Source organism: Streptomyces sp. bgisy159, assembly GCF_965341775.1.
GTDB lineage: Bacteria > Actinomycetota > Actinomycetes > Streptomycetales > Streptomycetaceae > Streptomyces.
On record NZ_CBDQZH010000002.1, the window covers coordinates 101,424 to 122,284 of the forward strand.

Consider the following 20,861-nt stretch of genomic DNA (forward strand, 5'->3'; position numbering starts at 1 on the left):
ACACCACACAGGAGCCCCCAGTGACGACCTCCCCCTCCACCGAGCGGACCACGTCCTCCACCGAGCGCGCCACGCCCTCCAGCCGGCGCACCACGTCCTCCACCGACCGGACCGGAGCCCGCACGGCCGAGGCCGCGGGCGTGATCAGCGGCGCGCGGGAGCGCATCGACGCGCTCGACGACCGGATCATCGGGCTGATCCAGGAACGGATGGCCGTGTCCGCGGTGATCCAGGAGGCGCGGATCACGTCCGGCGGCCGTCGGGTGAACCTGGCCCGGGAGACGGAGATCCTCACCCACTACCGGGAGGCGCTGGGCCGACCCGGCACCACGCTCGCCATGACGCTCCTCGAACTGTGCCGCGGCCGGGTCTGAGCCCGCCAGATCTGGAGCCCACCGTGCCTGAGCCCACCGGCTCAGGCACACCAGGTCTGAGCCACCAGGTCTGAGCCACCGAGGCCGAGCCACCGGGCCTGAGGCAGTCGGATCTGAGTTCGGGCCCGCTCTCACCCGTACGGCCCGTGACCGGCCTCATACGCCTTCGTTGGTACCGGTGTCCGTGCCAGCCAGGCGCGGGCCCGGAAGAACCACGCGTGGCTCGCTGGAGCGATGAGGCGTACGGATCGTGCCGTGCGCCGTGGGACCTCGCTCCAGGGAAGTGACCGGACGGCAGGGGACAGCAGCCCGGTCACCCAAGAGAACGGTCGGCCTCGGGGACGCCCGGGGCCGACCGGCGGACAGTGACACACCGCCTCAGTCCATGTCAGCGGCGCAACCCCCCGGCGCCGCTCCCCCGAGGCACCGGCGCTGCCCTGACGCCGGTGCTGACGAGAAAGAAGGGCCCCGCGATTCCGTCCCGCGGGGCCCTTCCTCTCCGTTCCGCAGAGCCTGTCCTCGCCCTGCGTCGCACCCCCCGCGAAGTGACTCAGGTCACATGAGAATCGGGTGAGGAGCGGTGCAACCATTCATCCGCCTCACGGATCAAAGCTGGCGTAACACGAGCCCCGCACGTGCTCCCATTCGTCACGGATCCTTCGAGGTCTTTCATGAAGCTTCGCCGCGCCATGGTCACCGTGGCCGCGACTGCCGTCATAGCGCCGCTCGCCCTGCTGTCGGCACCCAGCGCGTACGCGGACGACACGCCGTCCTCGGGTGCCTCCGCGTCGCAGGACGGTTCCGCGAAGACGTCGCAGACCGAGGACGACACCACTCGGTCGACCAGTGACCCCGCCCGGTCCTCCGAGACGGAGGACACCGAGAACGGGCAGAACACCGTCTCCGGCACCGCCCCCGAGACCGGTGACCCCGAGACCGGTGACTCCAAGGCCGGCGGTTCCGGGTCCGGCGGTTCCGGGTCCGGCGAATCCGGGTCCGGCGGATCCGGATCGAAGAACGGCGAGGCGTCCGGCAGCGGCGAGCAGGAGAACTCCGGTGCCGAGAAGGACGAGAACCAGAACCCGGGCACCTCGGAGGGCGAGGACGACGGCGAGGACTCCGAGCCGCCCTTCTGCGAGGACATCGACGAGGACTACGAGGGGGCTGCCCTCGACTCCGAGATCACCGGTCTGCCCGGCAAGATCGTCGCCGGCAGCGGCTGGCACGACTTCTCGCTGAAGGTCACCAACACCTCGAAGGCGGACCTCAAGGACGTCGCCGTCTACGCCGAGGTCGAGAACTTCAGGAGCGACGAGTACACCGACTACCTGTCGCCGTACGTCGAGCTGCAGTTCCTCAACCCGGAAACGAAGAAGTGGGAAGAGATCCGGGAGTCCTTCCAGGACGAGAACGGCAACGACCGGTCGTGGGCGGGCGGCTACTTCTGGGGCCTCGACGTGATGAAGCCCCAGGACTACATCAAGGCCGACCTGCGCCTCAGCATCCACAAGGACGCCCCGGTCGGCGACGGCTACTTCTTCGACGCCGGCGCCTACCTGGACACGGTCGACGACCAGGAGTGCGTGGCCACGAACTACGGGTCGGACGCCTACTTCACCGTCCTCGCCCCCGGCACCTCCAACGAGGACCCGGGCGAGGCCGAGCCGGGCGACGGCTCGACGACGAAGCCCGTCCCGCAGACCAAGCCCGAGACCAAGCCGCAGGGCGGCGTCTCCCGGCTGCCCGTCACCGGCAGCCTCGCCGAGACCGGTTCGAGCTCCGCGCTCCCGCTGATCGGCACGGTCGGCGGCGTCGCCGTGCTGGCCGGTGCCGGCGTGATGTTCGCGGTGCGTCGCCGCAAGGCCGGTACGACCGCCTGAGGCAGGCGGCCGACCGACGTCGGAAGGGACCTGCGCTCGGAGGGGGGCGCAGGTCCCTTCTGCTGTACGCGCTCGACGGCCGCCGGACCACTACGCCTTCGGGGGCACCGGCGGCATTCCCAGGAACGGCAGCCGCAGCGCGCCGAACGCCTCGGGCGGGACCGCGGGGGACTTGGGCTCGACCGGCTGGAGGCGGACGTAGGCCGCGCCCTGCGGCGGACGCGGGTCCTCCTCGCCCTTGTTGGGCCAGTACGACATCGCCCGCTCGGCCTGGGCGGTGATCGTCAGCGAGGGGTTGACCCCGAGGTTCGCCGAGACGGCGGCGCCGTCGACGACCGAGATGCCGGGGTGGCCGTACAGGCGGTGGTACGGGTCGACGACACCGGTCCGCGGGGAGGAGCCGATCGGGCAGCCGCCCAGGAAGTGGGCGGTCAGCGGGGTGCCCATCAGCTCGCCCACGTTGGAGCCCGCGAAACCGTTGATGTCGGCGGCGATCGCCGAGGCCGCCTCCGAGGCCGCCTTGATCTGCTTGGGGTTGGGCGCGCCGTGGCCCTGGCGGGCGGTGAGCAGGCCCCGGCCGAGGCCGTCCGGCTTCAGGTACGTCGTCAGCGAGTTGTCCAGCGACTGCATCACCAGGCCGATGATGCTCCGCTCCGACCAGCGGCGGTTGGACAGCGAGCGCAGCACCAGCAGGGGGTGGCGGGCGGCGTTGGCCAGCCAGGCGGCGACCCGCGACGAGCCGTCCGTGTAGGGGACCTGCAGGATCGACAGGCCGCCCATCGCGTTGGAGCCCTTGCCGTAGCGGACCGGCTCGATGTGGGTGTCCTCGTCGGGGTGCACGGACGACGTGATGGCGACGCCGCGGGTGAAGTCGACGCGGGCCGCGCCGGTCACCTTGCGGTAGCGGCGGTCGTCCGTCTGGGCGCCCACCAGCGCCTCCGAGTTGGTGCGGGTCAGCTCGCCCAAGCGGTCGGAGAGGTGAGGCAGTTGGCGGTTTGCTTTCATGCGGTGCAGCAGGGTCTGGGTGCCGTAGGTACCGGCCGCCAGGACGACCCGGCGGGCGGTGAACACCCGGCCCCCGCCCGTGCCCGTGTCCGTGCCTGTGCCCGTGCCTCTCCCCCTGCCCCCGTCCCCGTCCCTGCCCTTGCCCTTGCCCTTGCGGCGGTCCGTCGGGAGGGTCGTGACCGCGTAGCCGCCGCGTGAGTCGTCGGTCACCGACACGACCGTGGTCATGGGGTGGACGGTCGCGCCGGCCTGCTCGGCGAGGTGGAGGTAGTTCTCGTTGAGGGTGTTCTTCGCGCCGTGGCGGCAGCCCGTCATGCACTCCCCGCACTCGGTGCAGGCGGTGCGGCTGGGGCCGGCCCCGCCGAAGTAGGGGTCGGGTACGGTCGCGCCGGGCGTCGCCCGGGCCGTTCCGTCGGCGTCCTGGCCGTCGCCGAAGAACACGCCCACCGGGGCCAGGTGGAAGGTGTCGCCGCAGCCCATCTTCTCGGCGGCCGCCTTGAGATGGACGTCCGAGGGAGTCGTCGTCGGGTTCAGCCGTACGCCGAGCATGCGCCGCGCCTGGTCGTAGTACGGCTTCAGCTCCTCCTGCCAGTCGGTGATGTCCCGCCACTGCGGGTCCTCGAAGAACGGCTTCGGCGGTACGTACAGGGTGTTGGCGTAGTTCAGCGATCCGCCGCCGACCCCCGCGCCCGCGAGGACCATCACGTTGCCCAGCAGGTGGATGCGCTGGATGCCGTAGAGGCCGAGCCTGGGGGCCCACAGGTAGTTCTTCAGGTCCCAGGAGTTCTTCGGGAGGGTGGCGCGGGTGAAGCGGCGGCCCGCTTCCAGGACGCCCACCTTGTAGCCCTTCTCCGTCAGGCGCAGGGCGGATACGGACCCGCCGAAGCCGGAGCCGACGACGATCACGTCGTAGTCGTAGTCGTGGGCGTCCTCTGGCACGTGCTTCTCCTCTTCGAGTGTGCAGTGCGGGCGTGCGTACATGCGGTGGGCGTGCGCTGTGGGCATGCGCTGTGGGCGTGCGGTGCGGCCTGGGGCCGGATGCGCCGCGGGCCCCGCCCGGGCCGCCCCGCCCCGGCCGGCTATCCGAGCCGGAGTGCCTTCATCACCCTCAGGCTGCGGCTCATGAAGGCCGCGTACTTCTCGTCCGTCATGCCCAGGGCCGGGGCCATCGGCAGCAGGCGCTGATGGGCGACCGTCTGGGCCTCCGTGTACTTGAGGATGCCCTCCGAGCCGTGGCGGCGGCCGAGACCGGAGTCCTTCATGCCGCCCATGGGCGACTGGACGCTGCCGTAGGCGGGGGCGTAGCCCTCGTTGATGTTGACCGTGCCGGTGCGCAGACGGGCCGCGACGGCCCGGCCGCGCTTGGCGTCCTTGGTCCACACCGAGGAGTTCAGGCCGTACGGCGTGGCGTTGGCGCGCCCGACGGCCTCGTCGTCCGTCGAGAAGCGGTAGACGGACACGACCGGCCCGAAGGTCTCCTCCGTACAGACGGACATGGTGGTGTCGACGCCGTCGAGGATGGTGGGCTCGTGGAAGTAGGGGCCGATGTCCGGCCGGGCGACCCCGCCCGCGACGATACGGGCGCCTTGTGCCACGGCCTCCGCCACGTGCCGCGTCACGGTTTCCAGCTGGCGCTCCCCGACCAGCGAACCCATGTCGGCGCCGTACGCCAGGGAGGCGCCCAGCCGCATGGCCCGGGTGCGGGCGGCGAACCGCTCGACGAAGGCGTCGGCGACGGCCTCGTGGACGTAGAGCCGCTCAATGGAGATGCACAGCTGGCCGGCCGAGGAGAAGCAGGCGCGCACGGCGCCGGCGGCGGCCTTCTCGATGTCGGCGTCCTCCAGGACCAGCATGGCGTTCTTGCCGCCCAGTTCGAGGGAGACGCCGACCAGGCGGGCGGCGGCGCCCTGGGCGACCTCGCGGCCGGTGCGGGTGGAGCCGGTGAAGGAGACGTAGTCGGCGTGGCGGACGACCTCGGGGCCGACCACCGGCCCCTCGCCGAGGACGACCTGGAAGACCTCGGCCGGCAGCCCCGCCTCGATGAGCAGGTCACGGGCCCACAGGGCGGTCAGGCAGGTCTCGGTGTCCGGCTTCATCACCACCGCGTTGCCCGCGACGAACGCGGGGAGCGCGTCGCCGACCGACAGCTCCAGCGGGTAGTTCCAGGGGGCGATCTGGCCGACGACCCCGCGCGGGTGGCGCAGTTCGGTCACCTTCGTCAGCGTCGGTATGGCGCCCGCGTGCCGCTTGGGCCGCAGGTACCCGGGGGCCTTGCGGCCGTAGTGGCGGGCCGCGACGGCGACCGCCTGGACCTCCTCGTGGGCGTGCAGCCGGGCCTTGCCGGTCTCCAACTGGATGAGGTCCAGCACTTCGGCCTGGCGCTGGAGCACGAGGTCGTGGAAGCGCAGGAGCACCGCCGCACGCTCGCGGACCGGGATCTGCTCCCAGACCGCCTGTGCGGCGCGGGCCCGGTCGAAGGCGGCGGCGACGTCCTCCGGTGTGGACTCCGGCAGGTCGGTGAGCTTCTCGCCGGTGAACGGCGTGTGGTTGGCGGTCCGGCCCGAACCGGCCACGCCCTTGGTGAGCCGGGCCACCAGCGCCGGGGTGACCACGTCGGCGGCGGTACGGACACCGGCCGGTGCGGGGGCGACGGGATTGGTGCCGTCAGCGGCCTTCTCAGGAGCCTGCGCTTCGCTCATGAGGCGCAGGGTATGCGGCGGGACAGCCTTTGTGTACCCGTCGGTAATCTGCATTCACCGAGTACTCACATCCCGCCAGCGACCACTGGCAACGAACGCGCTGATCAGGGCGTTGCACGACGGGCGACGGAAGGAGCGGCGGGTTTTCAGTTGTCGGGGTGGTCCGAGATCAGCAGCCGGTCCCGCGCGGCCTTGAAGACGGACAGGCCCTGCCGTTCGGCGGCCTCGTCCTTGGGCATCTCGACGCGCAGTTCGTAGAAGCGCTCGTCGTCGGTGACGACGAGCAGTTCGACGAGCCGGCGCCGCAGGTCGCCCTCGCCGTAGGTGGTGTCGCACTGCATCGCTTCCCAGCCGTGGAAGGTGGTGGGGGTGTAGGAGGTGGTGGCGTCGCCGTCGCCCAGGAACTTCCAGGTGCGGGCGTGCTTCATGGCCTGGCCCTTGGGTGTGCCCGGCGCCGTGTCCCACTGGGTGAGGTGGACCTGGACGAAGCCGGCCGAGTACTCCACCACCCGGGGCTGGACCTTCGCGTTGCCCTGCCGGGCGTACTCCTCGTAGGCGGCGGGGAGCACGAGCGTCGCGCTCATGGTCGGTTCGGGGTGGGCCAGCCAGCCCTCCGGGAGGGGGACCGGGCTACCGCCGGGGCCGGAGCCGACGCTCGGGCTCGGGCTCGGGCTCCGGCTCGGGCCGGTGGCGGCGCCGGGACTGCTTCCGGCGGCCGCGTCGCTGTCGGGGCCGACGAGGACGGAGGTGCTGAACCAGAGGGCACCGGCCAGCAGACCGCCGAGGAGTGCGAGGGGGACGGGGCGGCGGTGCAGGGGGCGACGCGGAGCGAGCGGGGACGGCGAGGCCGGGGTGGATATCGGCACGGGAGCCGGGGTTTCGGAAGCCCCGGCGCCGGAATCCGCGGCGCCGGAAACCTCAGTGCCGGGAACTTCGGCGCCGGAAGCCCCGGCACCGGCACCGGCACCGGGAACCCCGGCATCGCGAGCCAGGTCGTCAGTGTCGGCCGCGTCGCCGTCCCCGCCGTCCCCGCCGACCCCGCCGTTCTCCCCGCTGTCCCCGCCGTCCCCAGCGGTCCCGGCGGTCCCGGCCGCCCCGGCGTCCCCGGTCGCCCCGAGCCGGGCCGTCCGTACGTCGTCCCCGAACTCCCGCAGTGCTGAGGTGTCCTGGGCCTCGGCGGCCTCCTGCGTGCCCTGTCCCGGGCCCGCCGCCGGCCACGCCGAGTACCCCCCGGGCGACGGCTCCTCGCCGGCCGCCGCCGCCAGCGCGGCCTCGGTCGCCGCCGCGTCGGGGCGCAGCGCGGGTTCCTTCACCAGTAGCCGGCCGATGAGCGGGGCCAGTGGGCCGGCCTGCTTCGGCTCGGGCACCTCGGCGGCGAGGATCGCGGCGAGGGTCGACTCCAGCGTCGTACGGCGGAACGGCGACCAGCCCTCCACGGCGGCGTACAGCAGGACCCCGAGGGACCACAGGTCGGAGGGGGGACCGGCGCGGCGGCCGGACATCCGCTCGGGGGCGATGAACTCCAGTGAGCCGATGAACTCGCCGCTGGCGGTGAGGGATTCCTCGCCCTGTACGTGGGCGATGCCGAAGTCGGTCAGGACGACCCGGCCGTGCCTGCCCATCAGCACGTTGGCGGGCTTCACGTCGCGGTGGACGATGCCGACCGCATGGGCGGCGCGCAGCGCGCCCAGGACCGCGAGGCCGACGCGGGCGGCCTCGGCGGGCTCCAGCGGGCCGCGTTTGAGCACCTCGTGCAGGGACTCGCCGCGGACCAGCTCCATGACGATCCAGGGCAGGCCGTCCTCGCCGTCGTCCTCCTCCACGACGACGTCGTGCACGGCGACGGCACAGGGGTGGTCGACGCGGGCGGCCGCCCGGGCCTCCCGGTAGAGGCGGTGGGCGGCCCGGCGGTGGGACTCGTCCCCGGGGTCGCCGGGCAGCCGGGGTTCCTTGACGGCGACCTCGCGGTCCACCAGTTCGTCGTGGGCCCGCCAGACCGTGCCCATGCCGCCGGAGCCGATGCGGTCCAGCAGCCGGTAGCGCCCGCCCACGGTCCGGCCCCTGCCGCCTCCGGCGCCCCGGTCGTTCCTCATGCCCCATGACTACCGTGCAGGGCCCTTGCTTGTCGACGCGGGGCCGGGACGACGGCCCTCCCAAGCCCTGGTCGCCCCGTGCGCGCCGGTCAGAGACGGTCCAGCTCCAGGTGCTCCATCGCCGTACGGGCGACCTCGCGGCCCCGCTCGGTGACGTCGCCCTTGCCCGGGTAGAGGACGGTCAGCCTGTACATGTCGCCCGCGCTGCTCCGGTAGTAGAGGATCCGCACCTCCCGGGGGCGCGGGTCCGAGCTGTCGTCCGTGTCGTACCTGACGGTGTTCCGGGCGGCGGCGCGGCCGTGGAAGGTCACGTCGTCGTCGGTGGTCGTCCGCGGCCCCTTCGGCATGTCGAGTTCGTAGTCGCCCCGCTTCTGGAACGCACCGTTGTCGGCGTACATCTCGGCGCTCGCGGACGCCTCGATGTCGCCGCTCGTGTCCTCCGCCCGGCGGTCGACGGTCAGGACGACGGAGAGGACGCCGCTGGGGTCGGTGTAGGCGACCCAGTGGTCGTCGTCCGTCTTCCGGTCGGGGCCGGTCCGCACATAGCCCTCGGGGACGGCGAGCGTCGCGGTGACGTCCTTCTCGTGGTGCGTCGCCCAGCCCGCGGGCAGCTCGCCGTCGGCGGAGTCGCCGCCGAGCAGCAGGTACGCCGTGGTGGCCGCCGCGACGACGGCCGCGCCCACGCCCAGCCACAGCGCCCGGCGAGGCAGCCGCCGTCGGGTGGTGACCTCGGCCCCCCTCACGGTGCGCACCGGCTCCGGCGCGGGAGGGTCGGCCGCCTCCTCCAGCAGTGCGCGGACGCGGGCGGCGTCCGGGCGGTGCGCGGGATCCTTGTGCAGCAGCCCGCCCAAGACCTCCGCGAGCGGGCCGGTGGCGGCGGGCGGGGCGGGGGCCGCGTTCAGGACGGACTGCAGGGTCGCCGGGGTGTTGCTGCGGCGGAACGGCGAGACGCCCTCGGTCGCCGCGTACAGCACCACGCCGAGCGACCACAGGTCGGACGCCGGGCCGGGCCGCCGGCCCAGCACCCGTTCCGGGGCGATGTACTCGGGCGAACCGACGAATCCGCCGGTGTCGGTGAGGCTCGTGTCGCCCTCGATCCGGGCGATGCCGAAGTCGGTGAGGACGACCCGGTCGTACCGGCCGAGCAGGATGTTGTCCGGCTTGACGTCCCGGTGCAGGACGCCGGCGGCGTGCGCGGCCTCCAGCGCGCCGAGCACCTGCAGGCCGATGCGGGCCGCCTCGCGGGTGCTGAGGGTGCCCTCCTGGAGGACCGCGCCGAGGGAACGGCCGTGCACCAGCTCCATGATGATCCAGGGCCGGCCGTCGACCACGGCCACATCGTGCACGTCGACCACGGCCGGGTGGTCCAGGCGGGCTGCCGCGCGGGCCTCCCTGCGCATGCGTTCGAAGGCGTTGGCCTGTTCGCGCTCGGGAAGATGCTCCGGCACACGAGGTTCCTTGACGGCGACCTCACGGTCCACCGTCTCGTCGTGCGCGCGCCACACCGTGCCCATGCCGCCGTGCCCCAGCTTGGCCAGCAGCCGGTAACGGCCCGCGATGAGCCGGCCGACCCCGGTGGGCTGCGGCTGCCCCGGCGCGGCCGGGGCCTGCGCGGCCGGAGGCTGGGCGACCGACGACCGGGCGGGGACGGCGGCCGCGTTCGGCGGTTGCAGAACAAAACTCGTCGTGTCGTCAGGCTGTGGAAGGGCTCCCCCGGAAGCCTCCTGACGGGCTCCCCCGAAGTCGTTCATGGCTCCATCCTTATCGCGCCGCCCGCGGCCACGGCCACAGCCGACCGGCACCGGTCACAGACATGTGACCCGCACCGCTCCTTATGTGACGGTTATGCCGGTACCAGGGTGTCGACCGCCACGTCGAAGTACTCCCGCGCCTCGCGCGCCTTGCCCACCGGCGCCGACACCCACACGTCGTACAGCCGGCCGCCCTCCTCCCAGCACAGGTCGTAGGTGTGCCGGGGGCCCTCCGCAGCGCTGAAGCCGTCCCAGGTGAACTCCCAGAAGGCGGCGGGGCGTCCGCGGCGCTCGGTCTCGGTGACCCGCCCGTCGCGGTAGCCGGGGTTGCTGACCGGCCCGTCGGCGTGCTGGCGGCGCATCACCGTCAACGGGCCGCCGGGGTCGGGCTCGGTGACCTTGACGCCCAGGCGGAAGGTTCCGCCCGGCGAGAGGTAGAAGACGCGTTCGCCCTGCGGGCTGCGCAGGAACCCCTCGGGTACGGCCAGCGCGAACCCGGCGGGTTCGTCGGCGAGCCGGTATCCGGAGGGAGCCGTGGGCCGACCGCCGGAAGCGGCGGAGGACGCCGACGGCGACACCGACGGTACGCGGGTGACGGTCACCGTCGGAGCCGGCGAGGAGCCCGTTCCCTCCCCCGGTGTGTGCGGCGCACTGCTCGTGGGCCGGCCACCGCCTCCGTCGTCGTCGTGGTTGAGCAGCAGCGCGACCGCCGACACGCCCGCGCCCGCCATCGCCGCGACCAGCGCCGCCGCCACCAGCACGCCCCGGGTGGAGCGCTGCTCGCGCCTCGGGAGCGGTGGTACGGCGGTGTCGTCCGGCTCCGGGGCGGGCGGGCGCCCGGGCGCGTCACGCTGAGTGGGCGGGTGGTCGACCGGCATCACCGGCGTCCGGCCGGTGTCCCGGAAGGCGCGCAGCATCCGTTCGGCCTCCGCCGCGTCCAGCCGCCGGTCGGGGTCGCGCTCCAGCAGCCCCCGCACGACCGGCGCCAGCGGCTCGGCCTGTGGTGGAGTGCGGATCTCGCCGAACACCACGGCGTGCAGGATGCCGCCCAGCGAGTCGCGCCGGAACGGCGATTCGCCGCTCAGCGCGGTGCACAGCAGCGCGCCCAGCGACCACAGGTCGGACTCGGGGCCGGTGCGCGCGCCGGACATCCGCTCGGGCGCGGTGTACTCGGGTGAGCCGACGAAGGACCCGGTCTCGGTGAGCGTGGTGGCGCCCGCGACCTGCGCGATGCCGAAGTCGGTGAGGACGACGCGGCCGGTGCCGGACTCGATGAGGACGTTCGCCGGTTTGATGTCGCGGTGCAGGACGCCGGCGGAGTGGGCGGCGCGCAGCGCGCCCAGCAGGGCCAGACCGATCCGGGCGGCCTCGTCCGGGTCGACCGGGCCGTCCTCGGCGATCCGGTCGGCCAGCGAGACCCCGTCGATCAACTCCATGACGATGAAGGAGCGTTCGCCGTCGACCACCACGTCGTGCACGACGATGATGTGCGGGTGGTGCAGCTGGGCCACCGCGCGCGCCTCGCGCAGGCTGCGGTCGCGGCGGTCCCGGGCCTCGGTGTCGGAGTCGCCGGCGTCCTGGGCCAGTTCCTTGACCGCGACCCGGCGTCCCAGCAGTTCGTCGGTGGCCCGCCAGACGACCCCCATGCCGCCGCGTCCGATCCGCGTCTGGAGCCGGTAGCGGCCCGCGATCACACGGCAGTCGCCGTCCCCCTCGGTCCCCATGCGCCCATCATGCCCCACCGGAGCACCCACCTCCGGGACGGCCACCGGCCAACTCCGGGGCACCGTTCAGGACGTCGTGCCCGGTTCGCGCCAACTGCGCAGCAGGCTCCTGAACTGCTCCTCGGTGGCGTCCCAGTCCTCCGCGGGGGACGAGATGTACAGGACGTACTCGGTGCCGTCGCGGGCGATGTACGTCTCCTCGATCGCGTGGCGCGGCCCGGGGAAGTCCGTGTCCTTGAGCTGCGCGGTCCAGGTGTACTCCCACTCCGAGCCCTCGCGGTCCCGGTACACGTTCCGCTCCAGCTTGAGTGGCCGGTAGTCGACGAGCCGCCGCAACTGCTGGTCGAGGTCGCGCTGGTGGGCGTGGGGGTCGTCGAAGTCGGGGGAGGTGTCGATGGCGATGCGGATGAAGTGCTCGCCGCCGTCGGGGGTGTAGTCGACCTGCTTGAGGTCGCCGTCGTCCTGGAAGGGCTTGCGCTCCCAGCCCTGCGGCACGGAGATCCGGAACCCCAGGGGGTCCGTCTTCTCGACCCAGGTCCTGGGGACGCCGTCGGCGGTGACGGTACCGGTGGCGGGCGTGGACGGCGAGGTGTCCGGCGACGTGGCCACCGGGTCGTCCCCCGTCCGGTTCTGCTCCAGTTGCTGGAGCACCACCGCCGTACCACCGCCGACCAGCGCGGCGACGGCGACGACCAGGGCGAGGGTGCGCAGCCGGCGTCGCCGGGGGCGTACGGGCTCCCCCACGGGGGTGGGGCCGACGACGATGGCACCGCTCGCCGGGTGCGGCGCCGGGGCGTACGGCCCGCCCGCGGCTCCCGCGTTGGGCGCGGTGGCTCCGCCGCCGTACGAGCCGGGCGGGGTGTGCCCGCCGCCGTAGGTGCCCGCCGGTCCGCCGCCGGTCGTACGGTCCTGGCCGTCGTATCCGCGGCCCTGGGCGTTGTCACCGTCGTGACCGTTGTGGACGTGTGTCGGGCCGTCGCCGGCCCGGTCCAGCCCGGTGTACGCGCCGTTCCGGCCGGTGGGCGGCGCCACCCCGCCGGGTGTCGTGCCGTCCCCGCCGGCGTACGAGAACGTGCCGCCGCTCGTCGTGCGGTCCGGGCCCGCGTACTGCGGGGGCACGGCCGACCGGCCCGTGCCGCCCGCGTGGCGCCCCTCGGACACGTCGGCCAGCATCTGCTCGGCCTCGGCGGTGGTGGGCCGGCCGGCCGGGTCCTTGCGCAGCAGTGCGGCGATGACCGGGGTGAGCGGACCGGCGTGCTCGGGCGGGCCGGCCTCCTCCTCGACGACGGCCTGCATCGTCGACAGCGGGGAGGTGCGGCGGAACGGCGAGCGGCCCTCCACCGCCGTGTACAGCGTGGCGCCCAGCGCCCACAGGTCGCTGGACGGGCCGGGGTCGTTGCCCCGGATGCGCTCGGGGGCGAGGTAGTCGACGGAGCCGACGACCTCGCCGGTGCGGGTGATGGTCGTGTCGCCGTCGATCTGGGCGATGCCGAAGTCGGTGAGCAGGACGCGGCCGTCGTGGGCGAGGAGCACGTTGCCGGGCTTGATGTCGCGGTGCAGGACACCGGCGGAGTGCGCGGCGCGCAGGGCGCGCAGCACCCACAGGCCGATCCGGGCCGCCTCGGTGGGCTCGATCCGCCCGTCCTCCTTGACGGCGTCGGCGAGCGAGCGGCCCTCGACCAGTTCCATCACGATCCAGGGGCGGCCGTCGTGCTCCAGCACGTCGTGCACGGTGACCACGGCGGAGTGGTTGATCCGCGCGGCCGCTCGGGCCTCCGCCCGGGTTCGTGCCAGCAGGATCGCCTGGTCGCTCTCGGAGACGTAGAGGGCGGCGGTCAGCTCCTTGATGGCGACGCCTCGATGCAGGAGCTCATCATGAGCACGCCACACCCGCCCCATGCCGCCGCTGCCGATGGCGTCGGCCAGCCGGTAGCGACCCGCGAGGAGCTGGCCCTGCATCTGATTCACATCGCCCCTCTGATGGTCTTGACAAGGTCAGCGTAAAGAACCGGTCCGCGTCCGGGGAACCGGCGGGGTGTCACGGTGACCGCACTGTGACGGTTGTCGCTCGCGCCACCGTCGGGAGACCGGCCGCCGGCCGTCGGCCCGGCCGGTGTCCGCGGCCCGCTCAGCCGGTGCCCGCCAGCCCGCTCAGCCGGTGTACTCGTAGGTCGCGGACGCCTGTTCGTACAGTCGGGTCACCTCGTCGCGCTCGGCCTCCGGGCCGCGTACCTGGACGACGTGGTAGCGACCGCCGAGGAGGATCGCGAGGTTGCGCACGAAGAGTTCCCGGCCGTCGCCGCCGGTCCAGGTGAACTGCCCCTCGGCCATGGTGCGTCCGCCCACCGTGGTGGTGCGCAGCCCGGAGGCGGTGGCCCAGCTGGAGTTGCGGTAGGGCTGGAGTTCGCTCTCCTTCTCCCGCTGGTAGGTCATCGGGTCGCTGCCGTACCGCCCGGCCGAGTCCCGCCCGGGGACCACGATCAGCGTGAAGCCGCTGTGGGAGTACACCACTTGGCCGTTGCCGTTGCCCGGCGTGCGGTCCCAGCCGTCGGCGACGGCGATGCGGAAGCCCGCCGGGTCCGTGCGCAGGGTGAAGCCGTCGGCGACGGCGGGGCCGGCACCGGACTGGGTCTCGGGCGCCGAACTCCCGCTGTGCCGGGGGGCGGGGGAGGTCTGGGTCCGCTCGTCGGGCCGGGGTTCGCCGCTCGCCGACGCGGGCCCGCCGGCCGAGTCGGTGGGGGAACCGGCCGATCCGGTGGGGGAACCGGCCGATCCGGTGCGCTCGGTGCCGTCGCCGCCGTCGGCCTTGGGCATGAAGAGCATGGCGTACGCGACCGCCGCCGCCAGCGCCAGCAGTATCACCACCAGCAGCGTCCGGCCCAGGCTGCGCGGCGAACGGTCCGTCTCCCGCCGCTTGTGCCGGCCGTGGTGCGCGGGCAGGGCGGCCCGCCGCCTGCGCACCAGTTCGCCCCTGCGGCGCACGATCGGCAGCCGCTTCGGGTCGGTGGGCGGCGCGGCGACGACATGGGTGCCGGCCTCCGGCTCGGGCGCCGACCTGACCAGGGAGCGCAGCCAGCCGCGCAGTTCCTCGAAGTCGGGTCGTTCGGTGGGGTCCTGACGCAGCAGCGACTCCACGACCGGGCGCAGCGGGCCGCACTCCTCGGCGAAGGCGGGCGGCTCGGCGCACACCATCTGCACCAGGTCGGCCGTGGACTCCTCCGGGTAGGGGGCGTGCCCCTGGACGGCCCGGAAGAGCAGCGCGCCGAGCGCCCACAGGTCGGTCGCGGGGCCGATGGGCGCCGCCAACTGCCAGTTCTCGTGCACCGGTCCGGCCTGCTCGGGCGCCCACCGCTCGGTCACCGGCCCCACGACGGCCATCCGCGCCTGGCGCGCCCGCTCGGCCGCCAGCGCGGTGGCGGGGCCCCGGGCGCCGGCCCGCTCCGCGTCGGAACCGCCCCAGCGGGACGCGGTCCCTTCCGGCGGGGCGGCACAGCCGTCCGGTACGGCGGGGACCCCGGGTGCGGTGTGCGGGGCGGGCACGGCGGGCACAGGGGCGCCGGGGTTCCGCTGCCCGCTCGGGGGTCCGAGGGGGTCGCCACCGGCCGGCGCCGAAGGATGCCCGCCCGGGGCGAGGAGCTCGAACCCGGGCGGCACGGGGGGCATGGCGCCGGGCGGGCGCCGCACGCCGTAGGGGTCGACGATCTGCCCGGGCGGGAGGGCGGTTCCCCCGGTGGCGGTGTCGTCGGTCCCCTGGCCCGTGCGTCCGTTCGCGTACGGCAAGAAAGTCGAGGGCGTCGAGGGCGTCGAGGAGGGCGAGGGGTCGTCCGGGCCCGCGCCCTGCGTGCGCGAGGCCGGCAGGGCCGCCGCGCCGTTCTGCTGGGCCTCCTGGACCCGCGCCGCCGCCCGCGCGCCCGCGCGGTAGGCGGCGATGGCACCGGCCCGGGCCGCTCTGACATCGCCGTTGGACTCCAGGGCGCGGGGAGCCGGGGCACCCGGCGCCGAGCCCCCGGGAGCGCCGCCGCCCCCGGACAGCGGTGGCAGCCCGCCCGCCGCCCGCGCCTCGATGGCCGCACGCCGGGCGGCCTCGGCCTCAGCCGCGGTCATGCCCCGCTCACCGGCCCGACCGGACCCCGCCGCGCCGTACGCCGCACCACCGAAGGTGCCCGGCCCGTGTCCGGCGCCGCCGGCGCCGCCCGCAGGGCCGGTGGGACCGCGGCCGTCGGCGGTCCCGCCGTCAGCCGCGCCGCCGGCCGGGGTCCCGGAGCCCGGCAGGGGCTCGGGCTCCGCCGGGACCGGGTCGTAGCCGCACAGGGCCTCCTCCGCGGCGCCGACCGCGAGGCCGGTCAGCATGACCCGGCCGTCCTCGCAGACGAGGACCGTACGGGCGGTGATGTTGCGGTGCACCCAGCCGTGCGCGTGCAGCACCCGCAGCGCGGTGAGCACGTCGGAGGCGACCTCGGCCGCCCGGTACGGCGTCAACGACCGCTCGGCGAGCAGCGCGGACAGCGGGCGCGCGGCCACCAACTCGCTGACGACCCACAGCGAACCGCCCTCGGCGAACACGTCGAAGACCTGGTCGAGCCGGGGATGGTCGGGTATCCGGGCCGCCGCCTGCGCGGCCTCCACCGCCCGCCGTACGGTGGGGTCGGCGGGCCGCCGCGCCGCCCCGGCCGCGCGGCCGGGACCGCCGTGCTGCCCGTGCTGCCCGGGCCGTGCGTACTCCCGGGCCGTGAACCCGTCGGGCAGCCCCTCCGCGTCCAGCACCTCCGCCTCGACGACCTCCGGCAACGGCACCTGGCGCACCAGGACTTCCTGCCCGCTGTAGGTGTCGAAGGCCCGCGTCTCGGTGAGTTCGTACGCGTCGGCGGGCGGCAGCGGCAGGCGGTAGCGGTCGGCGAGCACCCGCCCCGCATAGTCGTCCACGATGCCTCCCCCGGCCGCCCGGTCGGTCAAATCCGTTCGTGACGCGCTCCGTTCCGCGCGCCCACGCGGCTGCGTACGGTCCGCAAGCACTCACGATACGTGCCGGAGGCAACCCGCAAAGAGGGGATGCCAGATCTGATGCCTCGGTTCGGGCTTCCGTTCGGGGATCGGCCCCGGATTCCCCTGCGCGTCGCGCGCCCGGCTCCCGGACGTGCCGTCAGTCCTTGGGCTGGAACGTCCTGGTGAACGTCTCCCAGGCGGCGAGCCGCTGCGCGCCGTCCCAGCCGTCGGCCTTCGCCGTGTACATCAGCGCGTAGCCCTGGTGGTCGTCGACGACGAAGCCCCGGTCGATCGTCCGGTACGTCGTGCCGTCCTCCGCGTACGTGAACTCCCAGTCGGCCGTGTTCCAGCCCCGGTAGTCCACCTGCTCTATTCGGATCTTGCGGTACTGGGCGCGCTTCATGTAGCGCGCCTGGTTCTCCCAGTCGGCGACCGGGTCGTCCTTGGGTGTGCTGGTCCAGCCGATCAGCAGCTTCTGCCCGTCTGGGCCGGTGAAGCGGTCGCCGGCCGAGCCGGTCGTCTGGAACTTCCACCCGGCGGGCAGGCCGATGGAGTATCCCTGGCCGCCCGGATACGTCGTCGCGGCGGCCGTACCGCCGCCCGTGCCCGGGGACACCTGAGCGCCGGCGCCCCCGGTGGCGGCGGCCCCGTCCGGAGTGGCCCCGCGGTTCCCCTCGGAGGAGGCGTCCGCCCCGGCGGCCGGGTCCGCGCCGGACGGGGAGGAGGCCCCGTCCGTGCGGGCGCCGTCGTCGGTGTCGTCCTTGGTGTCGGCGCTCGCGGCACCGCCGGCCACCTGCCGCGCACCGCCGTCGTCGGCGCCCTTGGTGTCGTCGCCCCCGCCGAACACGAGGGCGAGGACGGTCCCCAGGACCGCCAGGACGGCCACCACGGCGATGATCACCAGGGTGCGCCTCGGCACGACGTCCGTCAGCGGTGCCCTCGGGACCGGCCGGGGCGGCGGCAGATCGGCCGGCGGCGTCATCACGGGCCAGCCGGAGCTGCGCCCGCCGCCCGGAATGCCTGCCTCGCCGCCCGGTCCGCGGGACGTGTCGGCCGGCCCCGCAGCACCGGGCACCCCGGCGCCGCCGGCCGCGCCCCGGCCGGAGCCACCGGATCCGGCCGGGGACACCGTCGGAGCCCCGAACGCGGCCGTGGTCGCGGCACCGCCCTCCGTCGCCGCGCCGCCGCGCGCACCCGGCGCCGCGGTGGAGCCGCCGACGCCACCCGCCGCACGCGAAGTGCTCGCGACACCCGCCGCGTCCCTCTCGCCCCCGGAGCGTCCCCGGGACGCCGCCGTGGTCGCCGCCCCCGCTGCCACGGCGGCCTTGCGGACCGACCGCAGCGCACCGCGCAGCTTCTCGGCCGCCTCGCCACCGGACCCGCTCTTGTCGCCGGACCCGCGGTCCGGCTGCGCGGGCAGCGGCACGATCTTCGTCGCGTCCGCCGGCGGGGCGTCCTGGGGGGCGGGCGCGTGGATCACCCGGTTGAACATGGCCCGCGCGCCCGCGTCGTCGAGGCGCAGGGCCGGGTCCTTGTTGAGCAGGCCGTAGATGACGTCCCGCAGCGGGCCGGCGTTCTTCGGCTCCTCCAGCGGTTCGGTCATCACGGCGGTGAGGGTGGCGATCGCCGAGCCCTTGTCGTAGGGCGGGGTGCCCTCGACGGCCGCGTAGAGCAGACCGCCGAGCGACCACAGGTCGGCGGCGGGGCCCGGCCGGTGGCCGCGGGCGCGCTCCGGGGAGATGTAGGAGGGGGCGCCGACGAGCATGCCGGTGGAGGTGATGGACGGGTCGCCCTCGACCTGGGCGATGCCGAAGTCGGTGAGCACGACCCGGTCGGTGCCGGTCTCCAGCAGCACGTTGGACGGCTTCACGTCGCGGTGCAGGATGCCCTCGCGGTGTGCCGAGCGCAGGACGTCGAGAATGGCAAGGCCGACCTCGGCGGCGCGCCGCGGGTCGAGCACGCCGTCCTCGCGGATGACCTCGGCGAGCGACTTGCCCTCGACCAGTTCCATCACGATCCACGGCCGGTCGTCCTCGTCGACCACGTCGAAGACGGTCACCGCGCTGTTGTTGCGGATCCGGGCGATGGCCTTGGCCTCGCGCAGGGTCCGGGTGATCAGCCGGCGCTTCTCCTCCTCGTCGATGTTCGACGGGAACCGCAGCTCCTTGACGGCGACGGTCCGCCCGAGGGTCTCGTCCTCGGCGCGCCACACCGTCCCCATGCCGCCGCGGCCGAGTACGTCTCCCAGCCGGTACCGCCCGGCGAGGAGACGTGCGCTCTTGTCCTGACGGGGTGTCCCCGCCCGCTCCGCCTCCGACATGCGTCCCCTCAAGCAAACCGCCCTGACAGAGCCTCCATTGTCCCCCACGCGGCAAGTGCCCGACGCCCAGGGGCCCCTCTACACCCCCACCCAGGGGCATATTCCGGCCAATCCCCCCGTCACGGTTCGGCCACTCAACTCAGCGCCCGCACCCGGGGACTGAGCGTGACTCACAACGGCACGATGTCGGGCGCTCCGAGCCGCGCCGCGTCCGCCGTGTGGTCGTCGGGCTGCAACTGGGACTCGCGCTCGGCCTCGACCCGCTTCTCGTAGTGCCGGACCTCGCGTTCCACGTGGTCCTTGTCCCAGCCGAGGACGGGCGCCATCAGCTCGGCGGCCTCCCGGGCGCACCGGGTGCCCCGGTCGAAGGTCTCGATGGAGATGCGGGTGCGCCGGGTCAGTACGTCGTCGAGGTGCCGGGCCCCCTCGTGGGAGGCGGCGTAGACGACCTCGGCACGCAGGTAGTCGTCGGCGGAGTGCAGCGGTTCGCCCAGCGACGGATCGGCGGCGACGAGGTCGAGGACCTCCTCGGCCATCGATCCGAAGCGGCCCAGCAGATGCTCGATCCGCACCACGTGCAGACCGGTGCGGGCGGCGATCCGGGCCCGGGCGTTCCACAGCGCCCGGTAGCCCTCCGCGCCGAGCAGGGGCACGTCCTCGGTGACGCAGTCGGCGACCCGCAGGTCGAGCGCGTGCACGGCCTCGTCGACGGCATCCTTGGCCATCACCCGGTACGTCGTGTACTTGCCGCCGGCGACGACGACCAGCCCCGGCACGGGGTGGGCCACGGTGTGCTCGCGCGAGAGCTTGCTGGTGGCGTCGGACTCGCCGGCCAGCAGCGGGCGCAGCCCCGCGTACACGCCCTCGACGTCGTCTCTGGTCAGGGGCACCGCGAGGACCTCGTTCACATGCTCCAGCAGGTAGTCGATGTCCGCGCTGGAGGCCGCGGGGTGGGCCTTGTCGAGGTCCCAGGAGGTGTCGGTGGTGCCGATGATCCAGTGCCGGCCCCAGGGGATGACGAAGAGGACGGACTTCTCGGTGCGCAGGATGAGCCCGGTGGCGGAGTTGATGCGGTCCCGGGGCACGACCAGGTGGATGCCCTTGGAGGCGCGCACGTGGAACTGCCCGCGCGAGCCGACCATCGCCTGGGTGTCGTCGGTCCACACCCCGGTGGCGTTGACGAGCTGCTTGGCCCGGATCTCGTACTCGCCGCCGCCCTCGACGTCCCGCACGCGCGCGCCCACCACCCGCTCGCCCTCACGCAGGAAGCCGGTCACGCGGGCCCGGTTGGCCACCTTCGCGCCGTACGCGGCGGACGTGCGCACCAGCGTGGTGACGAAGCGGGCGTCGTCCATCTGCGCGTCGTAGTACTGGAGCGCGCCGACCAGCGCGTCCTTCTTCAGCGCGGGCGCCACGCGCAGGGCGTGACGGCGGCTCAGGTGACGGTGGGCGGGCAGCCCTCGTCCGTGGCCCCGGGCCAGGGACATCATGTCGTACAGGGCGACGCCGGAGCCCGCGTAGAGCCGCTCCCAGCCCTTGTGCCGCAAGGGGTACAGGAACGGCACGGGCCGGACGAGGTGGGGGGCGAGGCGCTCCAGCAGCAGTCCGCGTTCCTTGAGCGCCTCGCGCACCAGCGTGAAGTCGAGCATCTCCAGGTAGCGCAGGCCGCCGTGGATGAGCTTGCTGGACCGGCTGGAGGTGCCCGACGCCCAGTCCCGCGCCTCCACCAGACCGGTGGACAGGCCGCGGGTCGCGGAGTCGAGGGCGGTGCCCGCCCCGACCACGCCGCCTCCGACGACCAGCACGTCCAGTTCGCGTTCGGCCATGGCCGCCAGTGACTCCGCCCGCTGCGCCGGTCCCAGTGCCGCTGTCCTCACCGCTGCCTCCCGCTGTCCGTCCGGTGTCGCGTAGCCCCTACCTCATGCCCAGATTCTGACCGGGTTGCCCGGGTTCAGCCACCACTCACCCCCAGCCTGCGGACAACCGGCGCGGAACTGAGGCATCCGGTCGGACCACTCCGACCGGACAACAC

Annotated in this window: 11 protein-coding genes; 2 read left to right on the top strand and 9 right to left on the bottom strand. The window is 74.0% G+C overall.

Annotation, left to right across the window (positions count from 1 at the left end; all coding sequences use genetic code 11):
- Positions 1-20 precede the first annotated feature (20 nt).
- Both ACSLTV_RS02465 and ACSLTV_RS02470 read left to right on the top strand, forming a co-directional pair.
- Positions 21-374 carry a chorismate mutase gene (locus tag ACSLTV_RS02465; protein ID WP_435611534.1) on the top strand — a complete coding sequence of 118 codons (354 nt, stop codon included), beginning with the start codon at positions 21-23 and terminating at the stop codon, positions 372-374.
- Positions 375-1,045: 671 nt separating this feature from the next.
- The gene (locus ACSLTV_RS02470) at positions 1,046-2,254 is read left to right on the top strand and encodes an LAETG motif-containing sortase-dependent surface protein (protein ID WP_435611535.1); all 1,209 of its coding nucleotides are present in this window, start codon (positions 1,046-1,048) and stop codon (positions 2,252-2,254) included.
- 90 nt (positions 2,255-2,344) lie between these two features.
- On the opposite strand, the gene ACSLTV_RS02475 is transcribed toward ACSLTV_RS02470, so the two are convergent.
- From ACSLTV_RS02475 to ACSLTV_RS02515, 9 genes are all read right to left on the bottom strand, one after another.
- The gene (locus tag ACSLTV_RS02475) at positions 2,345-4,240 is read right to left on the bottom strand and encodes a GMC oxidoreductase (protein ID WP_435611623.1); all 1,896 of its coding nucleotides are present in this window, start codon (positions 4,238-4,240) and stop codon (positions 2,345-2,347) included.
- A 98-nt stretch (positions 4,241-4,338) separates the two neighbouring features.
- Complete coding sequence (locus tag ACSLTV_RS02480; protein WP_432155404.1) at positions 4,339-5,958, bottom strand: succinic semialdehyde dehydrogenase; 1,620 nt, start codon at positions 5,956-5,958, stop codon at positions 4,339-4,341.
- Positions 5,959-6,104: 146 nt separating this feature from the next.
- Complete coding sequence (locus tag ACSLTV_RS02485; RefSeq protein WP_435611536.1) at positions 6,105-8,051, bottom strand: serine/threonine-protein kinase; 1,947 nt, start codon at positions 8,049-8,051, stop codon at positions 6,105-6,107.
- Between the two features lie 89 nt (positions 8,052-8,140).
- On the bottom strand, positions 8,141-9,802 hold the full coding sequence (locus ACSLTV_RS02490; protein ID WP_435611537.1) for a serine/threonine-protein kinase: 1,662 nt from the start codon (positions 9,800-9,802) through the stop codon (positions 8,141-8,143).
- Between the two features lie 92 nt (positions 9,803-9,894).
- A complete protein-coding gene (locus tag ACSLTV_RS02495) occupies positions 9,895-11,526 on the bottom strand; it encodes a serine/threonine-protein kinase (RefSeq protein ID WP_435611538.1) in 1,632 nt (543 codons plus the stop codon).
- Between the two features lie 66 nt (positions 11,527-11,592).
- Positions 11,593-13,485 (bottom strand): serine/threonine-protein kinase, encoded by a 1,893-nt coding sequence (locus tag ACSLTV_RS02500; protein WP_432155496.1) that lies wholly within the window; start codon positions 13,483-13,485, stop codon positions 11,593-11,595.
- 192 nt (positions 13,486-13,677) lie between these two features.
- The gene (locus ACSLTV_RS02505; protein ID WP_435611539.1) at positions 13,678-16,449 is read right to left on the bottom strand and encodes a protein kinase; all 2,772 of its coding nucleotides are present in this window, start codon (positions 16,447-16,449) and stop codon (positions 13,678-13,680) included.
- A 217-nt stretch (positions 16,450-16,666) separates the two neighbouring features.
- Positions 16,667-18,829: a serine/threonine-protein kinase gene (locus ACSLTV_RS02510; protein WP_435611540.1), complete on the bottom strand. Its 2,163-nt coding sequence runs from the start codon at positions 18,827-18,829 to the stop codon at positions 16,667-16,669.
- Between the two features lie 170 nt (positions 18,830-18,999).
- Positions 19,000-20,706 (bottom strand): glycerol-3-phosphate dehydrogenase/oxidase, encoded by a 1,707-nt coding sequence (locus ACSLTV_RS02515; protein ID WP_435611541.1) that lies wholly within the window; start codon positions 20,704-20,706, stop codon positions 19,000-19,002.
- Positions 20,707-20,861 lie beyond the last annotated feature (155 nt).

Coding starts and splice junctions, on each gene's coding strand:
- ACSLTV_RS02510 (WP_435611540.1), bottom strand. CDS start 18,829: ATGTCGGAGGCGGAGCGGGCGGGGACACCCCGTCAGGACAAGAGCGCA.
- ACSLTV_RS02475 (WP_435611623.1), bottom strand. CDS start 4,240: ATGTACGCACGCCCGCACTGCACACTCGAAGAGGAGAAGCACGTGCCA.
- ACSLTV_RS02485 (WP_435611536.1), bottom strand. CDS start 8,051: ATGAGGAACGACCGGGGCGCCGGAGGCGGCAGGGGCCGGACCGTGGGC.
- ACSLTV_RS02500 (WP_432155496.1), bottom strand. CDS start 13,485: ATGCAGGGCCAGCTCCTCGCGGGTCGCTACCGGCTGGCCGACGCCATC.
- ACSLTV_RS02480 (WP_432155404.1), bottom strand. CDS start 5,958: ATGAGCGAAGCGCAGGCTCCTGAGAAGGCCGCTGACGGCACCAATCCC.
- ACSLTV_RS02490 (WP_435611537.1), bottom strand. CDS start 9,802: ATGAACGACTTCGGGGGAGCCCGTCAGGAGGCTTCCGGGGGAGCCCTT.
- ACSLTV_RS02470 (WP_435611535.1), top strand. CDS start 1,046: ATGAAGCTTCGCCGCGCCATGGTCACCGTGGCCGCGACTGCCGTCATA.
- ACSLTV_RS02495 (WP_435611538.1), bottom strand. CDS start 11,526: ATGGGGACCGAGGGGGACGGCGACTGCCGTGTGATCGCGGGCCGCTAC.